20 protein-coding genes are annotated in these 17,756 nt (G+C 55.7%); 19 read left to right on the forward strand and 1 reads right to left on the reverse strand.

Going from position 1 to position 17,756, the window contains the following annotated elements:
• The 17 genes from ACR0KC_RS02125 (at window position 1) to ACR0KC_RS02205 (ending at window position 15,316) form a co-directional block, all read left to right on the forward strand.
• Window positions 1-705 carry a DUF1326 domain-containing protein gene (locus ACR0KC_RS02125; RefSeq protein ID WP_170393142.1) on the forward strand — a complete coding sequence of 235 codons (705 nt, stop codon included), beginning with the start codon at window positions 1-3 and terminating at the stop codon, window positions 703-705.
• Window positions 705-1,211 carry a DinB family protein gene (locus tag ACR0KC_RS02130; RefSeq protein WP_480704760.1) on the forward strand — a complete coding sequence of 169 codons (507 nt, stop codon included), beginning with the start codon at window positions 705-707 and terminating at the stop codon, window positions 1,209-1,211. The genes ACR0KC_RS02125 and ACR0KC_RS02130 overlap by 1 nt, the downstream gene beginning before the upstream one ends.
• A gap of 1 nt (window position 1,212) precedes the next feature.
• Window positions 1,213-2,307: a dimethylsulfoniopropionate demethylase gene (locus ACR0KC_RS02135; protein WP_170510029.1), complete on the forward strand. Its 1,095-nt coding sequence runs from the start codon at window positions 1,213-1,215 to the stop codon at window positions 2,305-2,307.
• Window positions 2,308-2,357: 50 nt separating this feature from the next.
• The gene (gene acuI / locus ACR0KC_RS02140; protein WP_480771426.1) at window positions 2,358-3,353 is read left to right on the forward strand and encodes an acryloyl-CoA reductase; all 996 of its coding nucleotides are present in this window, start codon (window positions 2,358-2,360) and stop codon (window positions 3,351-3,353) included.
• 184 nt (window positions 3,354-3,537) lie between these two features.
• The gene (frr, locus tag ACR0KC_RS02145; RefSeq protein WP_170393138.1) at window positions 3,538-4,101 is read left to right on the forward strand and encodes a ribosome recycling factor; all 564 of its coding nucleotides are present in this window, start codon (window positions 3,538-3,540) and stop codon (window positions 4,099-4,101) included.
• 9 nt (window positions 4,102-4,110) lie between these two features.
• Window positions 4,111-4,842, forward strand: a complete 732-nt coding sequence (locus ACR0KC_RS02150) for an isoprenyl transferase (protein ID WP_170421502.1) — start codon at window positions 4,111-4,113, stop codon at window positions 4,840-4,842.
• Window positions 4,839-5,621: a phosphatidate cytidylyltransferase gene (locus ACR0KC_RS02155; protein WP_170393136.1), complete on the forward strand. Its 783-nt coding sequence runs from the start codon at window positions 4,839-4,841 to the stop codon at window positions 5,619-5,621. Before ACR0KC_RS02150 ends, ACR0KC_RS02155 begins: the two co-directional genes overlap by 4 nt.
• Window positions 5,621-6,793 (forward strand): 1-deoxy-D-xylulose-5-phosphate reductoisomerase, encoded by a 1,173-nt coding sequence (gene dxr, locus ACR0KC_RS02160; RefSeq protein WP_170405627.1) that lies wholly within the window; start codon window positions 5,621-5,623, stop codon window positions 6,791-6,793. The genes ACR0KC_RS02155 and dxr overlap by 1 nt, the downstream gene beginning before the upstream one ends.
• 5 nt (window positions 6,794-6,798) lie before the next feature.
• Window positions 6,799-8,151, forward strand: coding sequence for an RIP metalloprotease RseP (gene rseP / locus ACR0KC_RS02165; protein WP_170595683.1), 1,353 nt, complete (start codon window positions 6,799-6,801; stop codon window positions 8,149-8,151).
• Window positions 8,152-8,242: 91 nt separating this feature from the next.
• Entirely contained in the window at window positions 8,243-8,371 is a 129-nt protein-coding gene (locus ACR0KC_RS02170) for a hypothetical protein (protein ID WP_255612105.1), read from the forward strand.
• 128 nt (window positions 8,372-8,499) lie between these two features.
• Window positions 8,500-10,860, forward strand: a complete 2,361-nt coding sequence (bamA, locus tag ACR0KC_RS02175) for an outer membrane protein assembly factor BamA (RefSeq protein WP_170393133.1) — start codon at window positions 8,500-8,502, stop codon at window positions 10,858-10,860.
• Window positions 10,861-10,866: 6 nt separating this feature from the next.
• A complete protein-coding gene (locus tag ACR0KC_RS02180) occupies window positions 10,867-11,451 on the forward strand; it encodes an OmpH family outer membrane protein (protein WP_480771427.1) in 585 nt (194 codons plus the stop codon).
• 72 nt (window positions 11,452-11,523) lie between these two features.
• A complete protein-coding gene (gene fabZ / locus ACR0KC_RS02185) occupies window positions 11,524-11,997 on the forward strand; it encodes a 3-hydroxyacyl-ACP dehydratase FabZ (protein WP_170393131.1) in 474 nt (157 codons plus the stop codon).
• Window positions 11,994-12,779: an acyl-ACP--UDP-N-acetylglucosamine O-acyltransferase gene (lpxA, locus tag ACR0KC_RS02190; RefSeq protein WP_170405636.1), complete on the forward strand. Its 786-nt coding sequence runs from the start codon at window positions 11,994-11,996 to the stop codon at window positions 12,777-12,779. The genes fabZ and lpxA overlap by 4 nt, the downstream gene beginning before the upstream one ends.
• A gap of 4 nt (window positions 12,780-12,783) precedes the next feature.
• Window positions 12,784-13,578, forward strand: coding sequence for an LpxI family protein (locus ACR0KC_RS02195; protein WP_480771428.1), 795 nt, complete (start codon window positions 12,784-12,786; stop codon window positions 13,576-13,578).
• The gene (gene lpxB / locus ACR0KC_RS02200) at window positions 13,578-14,735 is read left to right on the forward strand and encodes a lipid-A-disaccharide synthase (protein ID WP_480704767.1); all 1,158 of its coding nucleotides are present in this window, start codon (window positions 13,578-13,580) and stop codon (window positions 14,733-14,735) included. The genes ACR0KC_RS02195 and lpxB overlap by 1 nt, the downstream gene beginning before the upstream one ends.
• A complete protein-coding gene (locus ACR0KC_RS02205) occupies window positions 14,735-15,316 on the forward strand; it encodes a cadmium resistance transporter (RefSeq protein WP_170625932.1) in 582 nt (193 codons plus the stop codon). The genes lpxB and ACR0KC_RS02205 overlap by 1 nt, the downstream gene beginning before the upstream one ends.
• On the opposite strand, the gene mnmA is transcribed toward ACR0KC_RS02205, so the two are convergent.
• On the reverse strand, window positions 15,313-16,458 hold the full coding sequence (gene mnmA, locus ACR0KC_RS02210) for a tRNA 2-thiouridine(34) synthase MnmA (protein ID WP_170405650.1): 1,146 nt from the start codon (window positions 16,456-16,458) through the stop codon (window positions 15,313-15,315). The genes ACR0KC_RS02205 and mnmA overlap by 4 nt on opposite strands.
• A 130-nt stretch (window positions 16,459-16,588) precedes the next feature.
• On the opposite strand from mnmA, the gene sciP reads away from it, so the two are divergent.
• Together sciP and ctrA are read left to right on the forward strand one after the other, a co-directional pair.
• A complete protein-coding gene (gene sciP, locus ACR0KC_RS02215) occupies window positions 16,589-16,882 on the forward strand; it encodes a CtrA inhibitor SciP (RefSeq protein ID WP_170393125.1) in 294 nt (97 codons plus the stop codon).
• 84 nt (window positions 16,883-16,966) lie between these two features.
• The gene (gene ctrA / locus ACR0KC_RS02220; RefSeq protein WP_170393124.1) at window positions 16,967-17,683 is read left to right on the forward strand and encodes a response regulator transcription factor CtrA; all 717 of its coding nucleotides are present in this window, start codon (window positions 16,967-16,969) and stop codon (window positions 17,681-17,683) included.
• The last annotated feature ends 73 nt before the right edge of the window (window positions 17,684-17,756 follow it).

Genomic DNA, 17,756 nt, shown 5'->3' on the forward strand with positions numbered 1-17,756 from the left:
ATGGCTAAAAATAGAAAACCGGATGCAGACAAGCTGCCGGTCAGTCAAAGAATTGACAGCCGGATGCCAAATCCCAAGCGGCGTGAGATGAGCCCGACCGATTGGGCGGTTAAGGGTGAACTGATCCTGAATTGTTCGTGCGACGTATTCTGCCCATGCGTGGTTTCGCTGGGTGCACACCCTCCGACCGAAGGGCATTGCCACGCGTGGATGGGTATCGCGATCGACGAAGGCCATTACGAAGGCGAAGATTTGTCCGGTCTGAATGTAGGTCTGCTGGTTGATATCCCCGGACGCATGGGCGAAGGCCAGTGGAAAGTCGCGGCTTATGTGGATGAACGTGCCAGCGGCAAGGCTTATAATGGACTGTTGCAGATATTCAGCGGTCAGGCAGGTGGCACAACCGGGCTGTTCACTATGTTGGTCAGCGAGATCATAGGGGCTGAACGTGCACCGGTTCAGATCGAAAGGGACGGCACCAAACGCCGGATCATGATAGGGCGCAAGATTCAGGGTGAGATCGAAATGCTGGCGGGCAAAGACCCAGAGCACCCGGTGATGGTTTCAAATTCGAAATACTGGATGGGGCCGGACATCATTGTAGCAAAAGGCACGAAATCCAAGGTGCGCGACTATGGTCGCGTATGGGACTTCGGCGGCAAGTCAGCCGAGATCTGCCCGATTGACTGGCACGGGCCTAAGTAATGATAACCGGTGCCTATGCCCGTGAAATGGCGCGATATAACCACTGGCAAAACAACCAGTTAAAGAGCTTTCTCAAAGCTCTTTCAGACGAAGAATTGGCACGGGATCGCGGCGCTTTTTTCGGGTCGATCATGGGAACTGCCAATCATCTGCTTTGGGGGGATTGGATCTGGATTTCCCGGTTTGACAAGGGACCGGGGCCAGGTGGTGGCATTCCTAAGAGTGTCTCGATCTGCACTGGCATGGCCGACTGGCTGCCGCTGCGCGATACGATTGACGCCCGTATTGCGAGATGGGCCAATACGTTGGGGGATGATGTCCTGAGCGGTTCGTTCACGTGGTACTCGGCTGCAAAAGAGAACGACGTAACAAAGCCTTACGGGCAATGCGTCATTCATATGTTCAATCATCAGACGCATCATCGCGGACAATTGCACCAAATGCTGACCGAGGCTGGTTCGCAGGCACCTGTCAGCGATCTTGTCTTTCTGCCAGAGGATTTCTGACATGGCAGTCATCTCACCGAACCGGCGCGTGCGCAAAACCCCATTCACTCCGGGCGTCGAGGCCGAAGGCGTCACAGGGTATACCGTTTATAATCACATGCTGCTTGCGACGGTTTTTGAAAGCATCGAGGCTGATGCGGCGCATCTGAAACAGCATGTACAGGTCTGGGATGTCTCGTGTGAGCGGCAGGTACAGATCAAAGGCCCGGATGCGTTGCGGCTGATGAAGATGCTCAGCCCGCGCGATATGGACAAAATGCAGGCGAACCAGTGCTATTATGTGCCGATAGTAGATCACAATGGCGGCATGCTGAATGATCCTGTTGCGATCAAACTGGCGGATGATCACTATTGGTTGTCGGTTGCCGATGGTGACCTTTGGCAATTTGCTCTGGGAATCGTGATTGCGCTGGGGCTGGATGTCGATATTTCTGAGCCGGATGTGTCGCCCTTGGCGGTACAAGGCCCCAAGGCGGACGAGCTGATGACGCGCGTCTTTGGTGATGAAGTCAGGGATATAAAGTTCTTTCGATATAAACGGTTAGCGTTTGAAGATACATCTTTCGTCGTCGCCCGGTCAGGCTGGTCGAAACAAGGCGGGTTTGAGATATACGTCGAAGGGACGGATTATGGCATGCCACTATGGGACACGCTGTTTTCTAATGGCCGAGACCTGAACGTGCGGGCAGGTTGCCCAAACGGGATTGAGCGTGTTGAAAGCGGTCTGTTGAGTTTCGGGTCGGACATGCGGCGGGAGAATACGCCCTATGAATGCGGGCTAGCACGGTTCTGCAATTCTCCGCTGGATTATATCGGCAAAGCCGATTTGGCGGATCAGGCGAAAAACGGTCCGCCCCGGCAGATCCGTCCGCTTGTCATTGAAGGTGAGATCGGACCGTGCACCGAATCTTGGCCGCTGATGGCCGGGGGCCGGCAGGTCGGGCAGGTGGCTTCGGCTGCGTATTCACCCGAGTTTGGAGTGAATGTAGCCATTGGAATGGTCGACCGGTCCCATTGGGCGCCAGGTACGCGGATCGAATTGATGACCGAACATGGAATGCGATGGGCCGAAGTGCAGGAAAAATTCTGGCGCTAAGCCCTTGTTTCAGGAACACAGCCGATTGAGGCAATAGAAGGAGTAAGTTCATGTTTAATGCACTTGTCGTTGAAAAAGATGAAGAAAGTGGCCTCGCAAGCGCTTCGGTGAAGCAGATTTCTCTGGATGCGCTGCCGGATGGAGAAGTGACGATCGCCGTTGAATATTCAACGGTGAACTACAAGGACGGTCTGTGCATGTCGCCCAAAGGCGGTGGTCTGGTGCGTAGCTATCCTCATATTCCGGGCATCGATTATGCGGGCACGGTCGAGCAGTCCTCGGATGCACGCTACAAACCTGGCGACAAGGTCGTGCTGACGGGTTGGCGCGTAGGTGAAGCGCATTGGGGCGGCTATTCACAAAAAGCAAACGCGCGGGCAGATTGGCTGGTGCCGTTGCCGGATGGGTTGGATACACGGCAGGCGATGGCAGTTGGCACTGCCGGGTTCACCGCTATGCTGGCCGTCATGGCGCTGGAGGATCAAGGTTTGCAGCCGGGTCATGGCCCGGTGTTGGTCACAGGTGCCGCAGGAGGTGTCGGCTCGGTCGCGACGGCCATTTTGGCCCATCTGGGCTATGAGGTTGCAGCTGTGACCGGGCGTCCTGAAACCGAAGAATACCTGAAATCACTGGGTGCAACCACAATTGTCCCGCGTGACGAGTTGAACGAGACCACCAAGCGTCCGCTGGAAAGTGAAACTTGGTCCGGATGTGTCGATGCGGTGGGCGGAGCGATGCTTGCCCGCGTGCTGGGGCAGATGAAGTATGGGGCCTCGGTAGCTGCGGTTGGCCTTGCCGGAGGTGCGGCGCTGCCCGCGACCGTGATCCCATTCCTGCTGCGCGGTGTAAATTTGTTGGGCATCGACAGCGTGATGCAGCCATATGACAACCGGGTCCGTGCCTGGAAGCGTATCGCGACCGATTTGCCTATGGATAAACTTGAGGCGATGGTCCATGCAGCAACCCTTTCTGATCTGCCCCAGTTGGGAGCGGACATCCTGCAAGGTCAGGTAAAAGGGCGCGTCGTGGTAAACGTGAACGCTTGATAGACAAAACAGACAACGGATCGGCCGGAGCATGCATCCGGCCGACCCAATTGTCGGGAATGAGGCCGAAATGCCGGAAACAGTTCTGGCCATTGCCACATTTCGTGACCATGATTGCTATACATCCCATTTGTGATGGCTTAAGACCCATCCGAACATCACCTGAAGACGGGGAGTGAGCAGCATGTCTGATGATTTCGAACTCGATACCGATGATCTGAAACGCCGCATGGACGGTGCCATGGCCAACCTCAGAACCGAATTCGCTTCGCTGCGGACCGGTCGTGCATCGGCTTCAATGCTTGAGCCCGTCATGGTCGATGCTTACGGCGCGATGACTCCGATCAATCAGGTTGGTACCGTGAACGTCCCTGAACCGCGCATGGTAACCGTGAATGTTTGGGACAAGGGCCTCGTCGGCAAAGTTGAAAAGGCCATTCGGGAAAGCGGTTTGGGTATTAACCCGCAACTGAATGGTACCATCATCATGCTGCCGATTCCCGAACTGAACGAAGAACGCCGTCGCGAGCTCGGCAAGGTCGCGGGTCAATATGCAGAAAGCGCACGGGTTTCGATCAGGAATGTGCGCCGTGATGGCATGGACCAGATCAAAAAGGCCAAGGCAGACGGCATGTCCGAGGACGATCAGAAATTCTGGGAAACCGAGGTTCAGGAGCTGACGGATACCATGATCAAATCCGTCGATGATGCGCTCGAGACCAAACAAGCCGAGATCATGCAGGTCTGAGCCTCGGATATGCCAAAGGATCCCGATACCTCTCCGATTGCAGGGCCGCGCCACGTTGCTATCATCATGGACGGCAACGGTCGCTGGGCACAGTCGCGCGGGCGGCCTCGATTGTTTGGCCATCATGCAGGTGCGCGCCGCGTCCGTGAGGTGGTCGAGGCCTGCCCGGGTTTAGGGATCAAGTATCTGACAGTATTTGCGTTTTCGACTGAAAACTGGAAACGCACTCAGGTCGAAGTTGCAGGCCTGATGAGCTTGTTTCGCCGTTACATCGTCAAAGAGACCAAGACCTTGAAAGATAACGGCATTCGGGTCCGTTTCATTGGGGATAGAGTTCGGCTGGATGCCAAGCTGACCGAGCTGATGGATACGCTTGAACGCGAAACACAGAACAACGACCTGGTTCATCTAACCGTTGCCTTGAACTATGGCGGTCGTGACGAGGTGGCGCGCGCGACCAGACGTTTGGCACGTGACGTGGCCGATGGCATTCTGCGCCCCGAGGACGTGGACGAGGAAACTCTGCCCAAATATCTGGACACGCGCGTTCTGCCTGACCCCGATTTGGTGATCCGTACCAGTGGTGAAGCGCGGATTTCGAATTTCCTGCTGTGGCAGTCTGCCTATTCCGAATACGAATTCATCGATACTCTGTGGCCTGATTTCACCGCTGCAGAACTAGAACGGCTGTGCCGCAACTATGGATCGCGTGAACGGCGGTTTGGAGCGGTCCCGGCATGAGTGATGGCCGATGGTCTGATCTGACTGCCCGGGTTTTGTCGGCTTCGGTTCTTGTGACTATTGCGGCAGTCGAAGTTTGGCTAGGCGGCCTGTGGTTTGAGATATTTATCGGCACCGTCTGCGGTCTGATGATATGGGAACTGATCCGGATGATCGACCCAGAACGTCAGGGTGTCGCGATTCAGCTGGCGATACTGACCGGGTTCGCCGTGGTCCTAAGCTATCATCTACCACCGCTATACAAGCTTCCATGTTTGGTGGCCCCGGCATTGGTAGGAGCAGGACAGATCAACCGTGCGCGCGGGATATACGTCCTGTTTGCCCTTTGGATCGCGATGTCGGGGCTGGGATTCATATCGATCCGAGAAAACCTGGGATTTGGATGGATGGTTTGGCTGATCCTTGTGGTCGTGGCCACGGATGTCGCCGGGTATTTTGTGGGCAAAACGCTTGGCGGACCTAAGTTTTGGCCCAGAGTTAGCCCCAAGAAGACATGGTCCGGTACGGTTGGAGGCTGGGTTGCCGCCGCGCTGGTCGGAACAGTTTTTGCGCACTATGCCGGTTTCGGCATTGCTTTTATCGTTGTCTCGGTTCTTGCCTCTATGGCCAGCCAGATCGGTGATATTGTTGAAAGCGCGACAAAACGTGGCTTTGGCGTTAAGGACAGCTCAAACCTTATACCCGGCCATGGCGGGTTTCTGGATCGGTTTGATGGGATGATGGGCGCGTCAGTCTTTGTGTTGCTCGCAGGGCTGTTTTACGCGCCCGGAGGTATGTGATGCGAAGGGTATCCATATTTGGCGCGACTGGTTCCATTGGCCAGAATACGATTGATCTGATCGCAAGAAATCCGAATGCCTATGACGTGGTCGCGTTGACCGGTGGACGCAACGTCGCGCAGCTTGCACGCGATGCGGTGCGCCTGGATGCAGACGTGGCGGTGACTGCGTTTGATGACAAACTCGATGATCTGCGTGACGCATTGGCCGGCAGCAGAGTGCGAGCGGCTGCGGGGCAGGCCGCTCTGATCGAGGCCGGGGCGCGACCGGCGGATTGGGTGATGTCTGCAATTGTCGGTTCCGCAGGACTGGCTCCGGGGATCGAAGCGTTGAAACAAGGGGCGACACTCGCGCTTGCCAACAAGGAAACGCTGGTTTGTGCCGGGCCGCTGGTTCTGGAAACGGCTCGGGCGCATGGCGCCACGCTATTGCCCGTGGATAGCGAACATTCGGCAGTTTTTCAGGCGCTTGTGGGCGAGGATATGACTAGCGTCGAACGGATCATTATCACCGCAAGCGGTGGAGCGTTCCGGGATTGGCCGCTTGGCGATCTGGCCAAAGCAACTGTTGAACAGGCATCGAGTCATCCGAACTGGAACATGGGACAGCGGATTACGATCGACAGCGCATCTATGTTCAACAAGGCATTGGAAGTTATAGAAACCAAAGAATATTTTGGCGTTAACCCATCGAATATCGAAGTCCTCGTGCACCCCGAATCCATCGTTCACGCACTGGTCGGATTTCAGGACGGCGCCTTGATGGCACATCTGGGGGCTCCGGATATGCGCCATGCCATCGGGTACGCGCTGCATTGGCCCGAACGACGCGATTTACCAGTTGCGCGTCTGGATCTCGCGCAACTGGGTCAGTTGCGATTTCATGCACCGGATGAAGCGCGTTACCCGGCTTTGCGTCTTGCCCGCGAAGTGATGCAGCGCGGCGGCTTGTCCGGTGCGATCTTCAACGCCGCCAAAGAGCGCGCATTGGACCACTTTATAGAAAACCGGATACGTTTTTTGGATATGGCAGACACGGTGTCGGCCGTGTTGGAGCGCTTTGAGGCCTCAGACAGCCTGATTGATGCACCATTGACCCTTGATAATGTACAGCAAACGGACCATCTCGCACGTCAGTGGGTCGATGAAACCGTATTGGAACGAGCAGGATAGAACTTTTGGACATACTCTCTTTGATCCCGCAATTTGGCAATCTGCTCTACACGATAATAGCCTTCGTTATTGCGCTTTCAGTGATTGTCGCGGTGCACGAATACGGCCACTACATCGTTGGTCGGTGGTCTGGCATTCATGCCGAAGTGTTCTCGATCGGTTTCGGCCCGGTTCTATGGAGCCGCGTAGACAAGCGCGGCACTCGCTGGCAGGTCGCGCTGCTGCCATTTGGCGGTTATGTCAAATTCCTGGGGGATGCCAATGCCGCGTCCGGCAAAGACGTAGACGCGATGAGTGAGATCTCTGCACAAAGCCCGGAAGAGCTGCGCCGCACCATGCACGGCGCCCCGCTTTGGGCGCGTGCGGCTACTGTTGCGGCAGGGCCGGTCTTTAATTTCGTGATGTCGATATTGGTGTTTGGCCTGATTTTCTGGTCGCAGGGTGTTTCCCGTGAACCTTTGACTGTTGGCGCACTGCAGCCGTTGCCTGGTACAATTCAGGGTCTGCAGGAGGGCGATGAGATTATCGCCATCGCAGGCATTCCAACACCGGATTTCGATGACGCAAGCAACTGGTCCGATTTCATCAATTCGCTGCCTGTAGAACCAGAGCTGGACTATACGGTTATCCGAGATGGAGAGACCACTGATGTCGTGGCACCTTGGCTCTTTCCACCGCTAATCCAACAGGTTACGCCGCGCAGTGCAGCGATGGACATACAGTTGCAGCAGGGCGACGTAATCACGGCGGTAGACGGTGATCCGATCTTTGCGTTCGAGCAACTTAAGGAACATGTCGAAGGATCGAACGGGCGCGTATTGCTGTTGGATGTATGGCGCGACGGGGCGGATTTAGAATTTGCACTTGCGCCCCGACGCACCGACGAGCCGACGTCGGATGGTGGTTTCATCACCCATTGGCGCATCGGTATCGTCGGCGGCATGATGATCGATCCCGAAACCGTTCCAGCGGGCATTTGGGATTCGATCGAAGGTGGCGTGGTCCAAACCGGGCGCATCATCGAAGGCTCACTGTCGGGAATGTGGCACATGATCACCGGAGCGATCAGCACCTGCAACATTTCCGGGCCGATCGGTATTGCCGAAACCTCGGGTGCTATGGCCAGCCAGGGAGCTCAGAACTTCATCTTCTTTATCGCCGTATTGTCAACGGCGGTCGGGTTGCTGAACCTGTTCCCGATCCCAGCCTTGGATGGGGGGCATTTGCTATTCTACGCTTATGAAGCTGTGTCTGGTAGACCACCCAGTGATAAAGCGCTGAGGGTACTGATGGGGGTCGGTGTCACACTGATCCTGTCATTGATGCTTTTCTCGGTCAGTAATGATCTGTTCTGCTGATTAAGGCGATCTTGGCACCGTTCCGACGCAAAATTGCCGCAATTCAAGCCTATCTTATTGGGGTGCATCGATAAGTGTAGGCTTGAGTTCAATGACCAAGGCGTTTCAAAAATCCTATCAGAGTGTCAGCGTCCTGTTCCAGTTGAACTGGGATATGCTGCTCAGCTTTGCCGTGACCGCACTGGCCCTAGCTGTTGGTGGTTATCTGCTCGGTTTGTGATTCTCCTGAACATGTCTGACTTACGTAAAACGGCCTTATGGGCCGTTTTTGCTTTTTCGTCTTTTGACATGGCCCCACAATCGGGCTACTCAGCAGCTAAAGGCTGAAAATTCTGGGTAGTGATAAAAATGACTGACAGCAGGCGCACGGGCACATACTGCGGCTCGCGGGGGCGGAAAAGCAACATTTTGTGGCAGGCACTAACGTTCTTTTTCCTTTTTGCTACACCGGGTTTACTGGTTCTGACGCAGCCCGCACAGGCGCAATCTTACACCATCAACAGCTTCGAAGTTGAGGGCAATCGACGGATCGAGACTTCGACGATTATCGCCCGCACCGGAATCGAACCGGGGCAGACTGTTACGGCAGGACAATTGAATGATGCCTTCCAGCGTTTGCTTGACAGTGGTGTTTTTGAAACAGTCGAACTTACACCACGTGGCAGTACGTTGGTCATCGCGGTCGAGGAATACCCGACCATCAACCAGATTAGCATCGAGGGCAATCGCCGCGTAAAAGATGATCTCCTGCTCGAAGCGATATCGTCCCAAACCCGCCGCGTATTCACGCCTCAACAGGCCGAAGCGGACGCTGACCTGATTGCCGAAGTATATTCGGCGCAGGGCCGCGTATCCGCGACGGTTATCCCGCGCATCATTCGTCGCAGCGATAACCGTGTCGATCTGGTGTTCGAAGTTGCCGAGGGAACGACAATCGAGGTCGAGCGAGTCAGTTTTGTAGGAAACCGCGCGTTTTCGGACCGTCGACTGCGCCGCGTGCTTGAAACAAAGCAGGCGAACATTCTGCGGACCTTCCTTCGCGGCGACACCTTCATTGCCGACAGAATCGAATTCGACAAACAGGTGATCCGTGATTTCTACCTGTCACGCGGTTATATCGATTTTCGCGTCAATAGTGCCAATGTCGAATTCACCCGCGAACGGGATGCATTCTTTCTGGTTATGAACGTCACAGAAGGACAGCGGTTCTCGTTCGGTCAGATTACGACCGTCAGTGAGATCCCGGGTGTGGACCCGGCGCCTTATCAGGCGGCTCTGAAAGTCAAACCAGGTGTAATTTATTCTCCGACGGTGCTTGAGAACTCGATCGCGCGGATGGAGCGTCTGGGGCTGAAAAACGGCGTTGATTTTCTGCGGGTCGAGCCCCGGGTAACGCGTAATCCCCGCGATCTGACATTGGATGTCCAGTTCGTGCTAACCCGTGGCCCGCGTATCTTTGTGGAACGCATCGATATCGAGGGGAACACAACCACGCTAGACCGTGTGATCCGCCGTCAATTCGATACCGTTGAAGGCGACCCCTTCAATCCCCGTGAAATCCGCCAGAGCGCCGAACGTATTCGCGCCTTGGGTTTCTTCTCGGTCGCTGATGTGGAAACCCGCGAGGGATCGTCGCCAAGCCAGGTCATCGTGGACGTGGATGTCGAAGAACAACCCACCGGTTCGTTGAGCCTGGGTGGTAGCTACTCGGTCTCGGACGGTTTCGGGATCGCAATCGGATTGAATGAATCGAACTTCCTCGGCCGCGGGCAAAACCTGGGTATCACGTTGTCGACAGCTCAGGATTCTGAACAGTACGTTATCAACTTTACCGAGCCTTATCTGCTGGGCCGTAAGCTGCGCTTTGATCTTGGGCTTGGTCTGGCCAGCACCAATTCGAGCTTTGCCAGCTACGACACAAAAACAGTGTTCTTCCGCCCACAGCTGAGCTACGCGATTGGTGAATTGTCGGCGTTGCGTCTTCGCTATGGTTGGGATCGCAGCGAAATGACCCAGCAGAGCAATGAGCGGAACGGCGCTGTCATCTCATCAGAGATCGATCAGGGGAAACGAACCAGCAGTTCTCTGGGTGTATCCTACGTATACGATAGCCGTATTGGTGGCCTGAACCCCACAGCGGGCGTCCTGTTCGAAGTCGGCGTGGATGCTGCTGGTCTTGGCGGGGACAACGAGTTCTTCAAAACCACGGCACGGGCGATAGCCCAGAAACGCGTCCTCAACGAAGAAGTCGTATTGCGCGCGACGCTTGAATTGGGTGCACTGAACTGGACCGGGGACGATTTCAGCCGCACGCTCGACCGGTTTGTTCTAGGTCCTAGCACATTCCGCGGGTTTGAGCCTGCTGGTATCGGGCCGCGTGACCTTTCGAACGGGCAGGACGATGCCATCGGCGGCAACTACTACTGGGTTGCTCGTTTCGAATCGGACTTCCCGCTGGGGCTGCCCGAAGAACTGGGGCTGCGTGGCGGCGTCTTCTACGATGTTGGCAACCTCTACAATCTCAACAACGTCAACACCGCTGGCGCTGATATTGTTGGTGAAAGCGGTTCGATCCGGCATGTTGTAGGGGTATCCGTACTGTGGGAAACACCGTTTGGTCCGCTTCGCTTCAACTTCTCGCAGGCCCTCAAGAAAGAGGACTTCGATAAAGAGCAAAGCTTTGACCTGACCGTTCAAGCCAGGTTCTGATCGCGAATGATCACCGAAGTTAAGAACATCCTGCAGGGCCCGCTAAGGGCCCTGTGCGTTTTGATACTTGTAGCTGTAGCAATGCCGCTGGGTGCGCAGCAATTGGGCGTGCCACAAACAGACGTTCTGACAATCTCCAGTGAGCGTTTGTTTGCAGATTCCGCCTTTGGGCAGCGCGTCTTTCGCGAGATTGAAGCCGAAAGCACCCTTTTGGCTGAAGAAAACGAACGGATTGTGGCGCAGTTGAGCAAGGAAGAAAAAGATCTGACCGAAAAGAGGTCAGATCTTTCAGCGGACGAGTTTCGCCCGCTTGCCGAAGCTTTTGACGAGAAAGTTCAATCACACCGTGACGGCCAGCGCGCCAAACTGGACGCATTAGCGCGGCGCGGCGAAGAGGCGCGTGGTCAGTTTTTTGAAATGGCGCAACCGGTGCTGATCGAATTGCTGCGCGAATTTGGCGCCTCGATTGTGATCGAGCGGTCCAATGTGGTTCTAAGCACGGACGCCTCAGATATTACCAACGCTGCGATCGCCAGGATCGATGCCGCAATCGGCGACGGCGCTACACTTGAAAACAATAACAACGAATAGGCTGGCTTGCCCTTGGGTACGGGTATTGCTAACCACGCTTGAAAGAGACATCCAGAACAGGACATCCGCACCATGACCACGGAAACCAAGAGCGCCGACATTCAGCTGATTCAGCGTATATTGCCGCATCGCTATCCGTTTTTGTTGGTCGACAAGGTTGTGGATATCGATGGCTATCAATCAGCGGTGGGCATCAAGAATGTCACCATGAACGAGCCGCACTTTCAGGGCCATTTCCCCGGAACTCCGATCATGCCTGGCGTGACCATTGTCGAGGCGATGGCGCAGACTGCAGGGGTTATGCTGGGTGTCGGCATGGATGTAATCGACAGCGAGTTGCTGATCTATTTCATGAATATCGACAAATGCAAATTCCGCCGCAAGGTCGTACCTGGCGATGTTCTCGAAATGCATGTCGAAACTGTACGCGGTAAGAAAGGTGGCAAGATCTTCAAGTTCAGCGGCCGCGCGACAGTCGAGGGCGAGGTTGCTGCCGAAGCTGAATTTTCGGCCTATGTCGACTGGGACATGGAAAAAACAACATGAGCGGTATTCATCCCAGCGCCATTATCGAAGACGGTGCGCAGATCGGGCAGGGTTGTACGATTGGTCCATTCTGCCATATCGGTCCGCAGGTCCGTCTGGGCGATCGGGTCGAATTGAAATCCCATGTCGTAGTCACCGGCGATACGTCAATTGGTGATGACACAGTGATTTTTAGCTTCGCAGTAGTCGGTGAAATCCCACAAGATAAGAAATTCGGTGGTGAGAACACACGCCTTGAAATCGGTGAACGCAATCGCATTCGCGAGCATGTGACCATCAACACCGGCACGGATGGCGGCGGTGGTATCACCCGGATTGGCGATGACTGCTTACTGATGGCCGGTGTCCACGTGGCGCATGATGTACAAATCGGCAACCGGGTCATTCTGGTGAATCACGCTGGCGCGGCTGGTCACTGTATTATCGAGGATGACGTCATCGTTGGTGGAATTTCGGGCTTGCATCAGTTCGTGCGCGTAGGTCGCGGTGCCATCATTGGCGCGCTTACGATGGTCCCGAATGATGTGATCCCATATGGGCTTGTTCAGGCGCCTCGGGGCGAGCTGGATGGCTTGAACCTGGTCGGTTTGAAACGGCGTGGTGTAACGCGTGAGGATATCTCGGCATTGCGCGCGGCCTTCAAGGAACTGTCAGAAGGAGACGGCACCTTCATGGATCGCGCCACCCGGCTGGGCGAGGATGCTGACAACGAATATGTGCGCCAGATCGTCGAATTTGTGACGGGGCAAACAGACCGTTCGTTCCTGACCCCGAGGAAGTAGGCCAATGCTGGCATTGATCGCAGGAACTGGCGCTTTACCAGACGAGGTCGTCACTTATCTGCCAAACCGCCCGCTAATCTGCGCTCTGGAAGGGTTTGAGCCCGATACACTGACCACCGACTTAGTTTTTCCATTAGAGCAACTGGGTAGCTTCATCGCCGATCTCAAAGCCCGCGGCGTGACCGAGATTTGCATGGCAGGGGCAGTGCGTCGTCCGACTGTCAATCCAGCTCGCATTGATGCGGCAACGATGCCGCTGGTGCCGATCCTGCAAAAGGCCATAATGGCCGGTGACGACGGCGCATTGCGCGCGGTCATTGGTATATTTGAGGATGCCGGTTTGACGGTCCGTGCGGCGCATGAGATCGCGCCGGATTTGCTGCCGCCGCTTGGCTCATTGACCGAAGCCCAGCCTTCTGAAGCGGATCACGCCGACGCAGATCGAGCGGCAGGAATCCTGCGCAACATGGGGGCGGCGGATATCGCTCAGGCTTGCGTAGTACTGAAATCCCAAGCGTTGGCGATCGAGGGCATCTATGGCACCGCATGGATGCTGCAATCCTTGACACAGCGCCCCGACGCGGGCGGTGGCATTCTGTACAAAGGTCCAAAGCCGGATCAGGACCGGCGCGCAGATTTGCCTGCCATCGGACCCGACACCGTGTCAGCAGCCGTCGCTGCGGGCTTGTCTGGCATTGTCATTGAAAAGGGCGGCGTCATCGTTTTGCAACGCGATCGCGTGATTGAAGAATGCAATCGCCTTGGTCTGTTTCTTTATGTCCGCGAGCGCACGGTCTGATGCGCGTATTTCTGGTCGCCGGTGAACCTTCGGGCGACCGTTTAGGGGCCGCGTTGATGGAAGGTCTGCGCACCCTTTTGCCAGAGGTGCAGTTTGATGGGGTTGGCGGGCCGCTAATGCAGGCGCAGGGGCTGACCAGCCGATTTCCCATGTCTGAACTCAGCATTATGGGGTTGGTCGAGGTTCTGCCCAAGTTCTTTCACCTAAAACGCCGTATCGCTGAGACTGCTCAGGCAGTTCTAGACACGAAGCCTGATGTACTGATCACTATCGACAGCCCGGATTTCTCGTTGCGTGTGGCTAAGCTGGTAAAGGCCTCCAGCGAGATTCGCACTGTCCACTACGTTGCCCCCAGCGTCTGGGCCTGGAGGCCGGGGCGCGCAGACAAGATGGCGAAAGTAATCGATCACGTCCTTGCGCTGTTACCCTTTGAACCGCCTTATATGGAGCGGGCAGGGATGGAGTGTGACTTTGTCGGCCATCCGGTTGTGAACGAACCCATTGCGTCCGATCAGGATATCCAGCGATTCCGCGCGGCTCACGATCTGGGCGACGCGCCGATCGTGCTGGCTTTGCCCGGCTCTCGGCGGGGTGAGGTCGAACGGCTGGCTCCGATCTTTGGCGCTGCTTTGCAGGAATTTCTGAAAGACCGTTCCGATATGCGCGTGGTCGTGCCCGCAGTTGCACATATGGTTGATGCGGTCGCCGAACAGGTTCGGAACTGGCCGGGGAATCCGATAGTTGTCGATCCGCGGGAATTGCCCTCGGACGACGCGCAAGCGCAGAAACGGGCAGCGTTTGCCGCAGCTGATCTTGCATTGGCTGCATCCGGCACGGTCTCATTGGAACTGGCCGCGCAGGCAACACCGATGGTGATTGCCTATAACCTCAACTGGCTGACCACGCTGATCGCAAAACGAATGGTTAAGCTGGACACCGTCACACTGGTCAATCTGGTCTCGGAGACACGCGCAGTACCCGAATGTCTGCTGGATGAATGCCAACCGGATAAGATCGCTGCGGCGTTGGAACAGGTGGCCGCCACTCCCAACGCCCAACATCAAGCCATGGCGACGACGATGGAGCGTCTTGGTCGCGGTGGCGAAGCACCGGGTTTGCGTGCGGCAAGGGCCGTTTTGGACAGAATGAAATCGTGATGCTGGATCACACGATCTTCGCTGCTTCGGCCTTCATGGCGCAGGTTTTGACCAATCTCGACAACCTTGCAGCTCTTGTAGCGTTGATGATGGTGTCTGGTCCGCGCCGGACCGTTGCGGGCTTCCTGCTGGCGCAGATGTTAATCATCGCGGCCGCCTTATTGTTGGCCTTGGGTGTCGATGATGTGGTGCCACATTGGGCTGGATATCTGGGCGTGATACCACTTGGCCTCGGGCTGATCGGAGTTATCCGTCAGTTCCGCGGATCAGAAACCGACGAGGCCCCCCAAATATCCACGAGTGCCTCAACATTCGTCACCATGCTGCTGTTCATAAGTCTGTCGATGGACACGTTCGCTGTGCTTGCGCCGCTATTGGCCGACTCAGCCCCCAGCTATCGGATTGCGGGTGTCACCGGCGCGGTGGCCGCAGCGCTGACGCTGACCATGCTGGGGCTTTGGGGTGCACAATCCCCAATCATGACCGGCGGTTTCGCACGTCGGCTTGAGAAACTGGTGCCTTACGTGATGATTTGTGCCGGGATCTATATCCTCAGCAACTCGTGGACTGACGCGATTTAGTAACCGCGCCAGATCCAGCCGCCGCCAAAGATACGGCTGCTATCGGTTTCGTAGAACACACAAGCCTGACCCGGAGAGATACCTTCCTCGGGCGTCAGCAATTCAACCTCGGCTGTTGTGTCCGAAAGGGGGCGAATAATCGCCTCACGCGGGGGGCGGGTCGAGCGGACTTTGACCGAAACATGCCATTCGTTCTTTGACGTGAACGGTTCGTCTCCCAGCCAATTGATCTCGCGCACGGGAACGGTTCTTGTGGCCAACATCTCTTTGGGGCCGACAACAACCTGTTTCTTGTCCACATCCAGCTTGACCACATACAAAGGTTCGCTGAGACCACCGATACCGAGCCCACGACGCTGACCGATCGTATAGTGAATCACCCCGTTATGCTGCGCTAGAACGCGGCCATCGGCGTGTACGATCTCACCGGGTTCTGCGGCTCCGGGGCGCAGTTTTTCGATCACGCTGGCATAGTTTCCGTTGGGCACAAAACAGATGTCCTGACTATCCGGCTTGTCCGCAACGGCCAGCCCATATTGTGCCGCCATCTCGCGCGTGGCGTCTTTGGAGGGCAGGTGGCCAAGCGGGAAACGCAGGAAATCCAACTGTTCCGGTGTGGTCGAAAATAGGAAATAGGACTGATCGCGATTTGCATCCTCAGCGCTATGAAGCTCGGCGCCATTGGGGCCCATCTTTCGCTGGATGTAATGGCCTGTGGCCATGCAGTCGGCCTCAAGGTCCTTGGCGGTCTCAAGCAAGTCCTTGAACTTCACCCGTTCATTGCAACGGATGCAGGGCACCGGAGTCGCGCCGGCAAGATAGCTGTCGGCGAATTCGTCGATTACAGCGTCCTTGAAGATATTTTCATAGTCCAAGACGTAGTGAGGGAACCCGCGTTCTTCCGCCACGCGACGCGCATCGTGGATGTCGATTCCCGCACAGCACGCGCCTTTCTTGGCCAACGCCGCACCGTGATCGTAAAGCTGCAGAGTAACACCTACGACATCATAGCCTTGATCAGCGAGATGGGCCGCCACAACAGAGCTGTCCACACCGCCGGACATGGCCACGACAACCCGCGTTTCCGAGGGTGGTTTGGCAAAGCCAAGCGAGTTCAGCGGGGTCTCGGTATCGAGGGCCATAGGCGGTTCCTGTCCGGGTTAAGAAAGACCGGCAGAATATAAGAAAATTCTACACACTCTCAAGGGGCGGTTTCACGCCCTTTTAAGTAGGCTGGGTGCAGCTTTGTCGCAGCAGTAGAAGGTATGAGAGATGTATTTGCACAAAGTGGAAGGTCCAAGGTCGGTCACCCTGCCGGACGGGAGCGTGCTGACACGCGCCGATTTACCTCCTGCGGACACGCGGCGCTGGGTGGCGTCGCGCAAGGTGATCGTCGTGCGTGGTGTACTTTATGGGTTGATTTCGTTGTCCGAAGCCAAAAAGCGCTATGGCATCAGCGATGAAGAGTTCAACTCGTGGGTCTCAGCAGTTGCTGAGCACGGGATCGATGCGTTGAAGGTGACGGCCTTAAAAAAATATCGACAACTTAAAGGTGAAAGTGAATAAATGATTCAACGGTAACGTCAGATTAACCATTTTTATTCAGGCTCAAATCAGTTGAAGAATTTGACCTAAATTGGAGCAGTGAACATGCGCATACTTCTTGTCGAGGATGATCCAACCACGTCCAAAAGCATCGAACTGATGCTGACACACGCCAATCTCAACGTGTATGCGACGGACCTTGGCGAAGAAGGCATCGATCTGGCCAAGCTATATGATTACGACCTCATCCTGTTGGACTTGAACCTGCCGGATATGAACGGCCATGAAGTATTGCGCCAACTGCGCATAGCACGGGTAGAGACACCGATCCTGATCCTGTCGGGCGCTGATGACACCGAAAGCAAGATCAAGGGATTTGGATTTGGAGCAGACGATTATCTGACCAAACCTTTCCATCGCGAAGAGCTGGTGGCGCGCATTCATGCGATTATCCGCCGCTCTAAGGGGCATTCTCAATCCGTGATACACACCGGGCAGGTCGCCGTAAATCTGGATGCCAAAACCGTAGAGGTGAACGGAAAAACCGTACACCTGACAGGCAAGGAATATCAGATGCTGGAACTTCTGAGCCTGCGGAAAGGAACAACACTGACCAAAGAAATGTTCCTGAACCATCTCTACGGCGGCATGGATGAGCCCGAGCTCAAGATTATCGATGTCTTCATCTGCAAGTTACGCAAGAAACTCAGCAATGCGACCGGCGGTGAGAATTATATCGAGACGGTCTGGGGCCGTGGATATGTCCTGCGGGATCCACAAGCCAACAACATGGGTGAAACCCGCATGGCTGTGGGCGCTTGACCTGATCTGATAGCTGCCGTCGTTGGTCTGGGGCGGTAATTCCACTCGCGTTTCAGCACAACACTGGACCTGA

The sequence above is a fragment of the Ruegeria sp. CF3 genome, from assembly GCF_056537365.1.

What these genes read in the sequence shown, in the direction of transcription:
- bamA (WP_170393133.1), top strand. Translation starts at nt 8,500, where the DNA reads ATGACTGACAGCAGGCGCACGGGCACATACTGCGGCTCGCGGGGGCGG.
- ACR0KC_RS02125 (WP_170393142.1), top strand. Translation starts at nt 1, where the DNA reads ATGGCTAAAAATAGAAAACCGGATGCAGACAAGCTGCCGGTCAGTCAA.
- ACR0KC_RS02205 (WP_170625932.1), top strand. Translation starts at nt 14,735, where the DNA reads ATGCTGGATCACACGATCTTCGCTGCTTCGGCCTTCATGGCGCAGGTT.
- ACR0KC_RS02155 (WP_170393136.1), top strand. Translation starts at nt 4,839, where the DNA reads ATGAGTGATGGCCGATGGTCTGATCTGACTGCCCGGGTTTTGTCGGCT.
- ACR0KC_RS02195 (WP_480771428.1), top strand. Translation starts at nt 12,784, where the DNA reads ATGCTGGCATTGATCGCAGGAACTGGCGCTTTACCAGACGAGGTCGTC.
- sciP (WP_170393125.1), top strand. Translation starts at nt 16,589, where the DNA reads ATGTATTTGCACAAAGTGGAAGGTCCAAGGTCGGTCACCCTGCCGGAC.
- acuI (WP_480771426.1), top strand. Translation starts at nt 2,358, where the DNA reads ATGTTTAATGCACTTGTCGTTGAAAAAGATGAAGAAAGTGGCCTCGCA.
- dxr (WP_170405627.1), top strand. Translation starts at nt 5,621, where the DNA reads ATGCGAAGGGTATCCATATTTGGCGCGACTGGTTCCATTGGCCAGAAT.
- ctrA (WP_170393124.1), top strand. Translation starts at nt 16,967, where the DNA reads ATGCGCATACTTCTTGTCGAGGATGATCCAACCACGTCCAAAAGCATC.
- fabZ (WP_170393131.1), top strand. Translation starts at nt 11,524, where the DNA reads ATGACCACGGAAACCAAGAGCGCCGACATTCAGCTGATTCAGCGTATA.
- lpxA (WP_170405636.1), top strand. Translation starts at nt 11,994, where the DNA reads ATGAGCGGTATTCATCCCAGCGCCATTATCGAAGACGGTGCGCAGATC.
- frr (WP_170393138.1), top strand. Translation starts at nt 3,538, where the DNA reads ATGTCTGATGATTTCGAACTCGATACCGATGATCTGAAACGCCGCATG.
- ACR0KC_RS02150 (WP_170421502.1), top strand. Translation starts at nt 4,111, where the DNA reads ATGCCAAAGGATCCCGATACCTCTCCGATTGCAGGGCCGCGCCACGTT.
- ACR0KC_RS02170 (WP_255612105.1), top strand. Translation starts at nt 8,243, where the DNA reads ATGACCAAGGCGTTTCAAAAATCCTATCAGAGTGTCAGCGTCCTGTTC.
- ACR0KC_RS02180 (WP_480771427.1), top strand. Translation starts at nt 10,867, where the DNA reads ATGATCACCGAAGTTAAGAACATCCTGCAGGGCCCGCTAAGGGCCCTG.
- ACR0KC_RS02135 (WP_170510029.1), top strand. Translation starts at nt 1,213, where the DNA reads ATGGCAGTCATCTCACCGAACCGGCGCGTGCGCAAAACCCCATTCACT.
- lpxB (WP_480704767.1), top strand. Translation starts at nt 13,578, where the DNA reads ATGCGCGTATTTCTGGTCGCCGGTGAACCTTCGGGCGACCGTTTAGGG.
- ACR0KC_RS02130 (WP_480704760.1), top strand. Translation starts at nt 705, where the DNA reads ATGATAACCGGTGCCTATGCCCGTGAAATGGCGCGATATAACCACTGG.
- mnmA (WP_170405650.1), bottom strand. Translation starts at nt 16,458, where the DNA reads ATGGCCCTCGATACCGAGACCCCGCTGAACTCGCTTGGCTTTGCCAAA.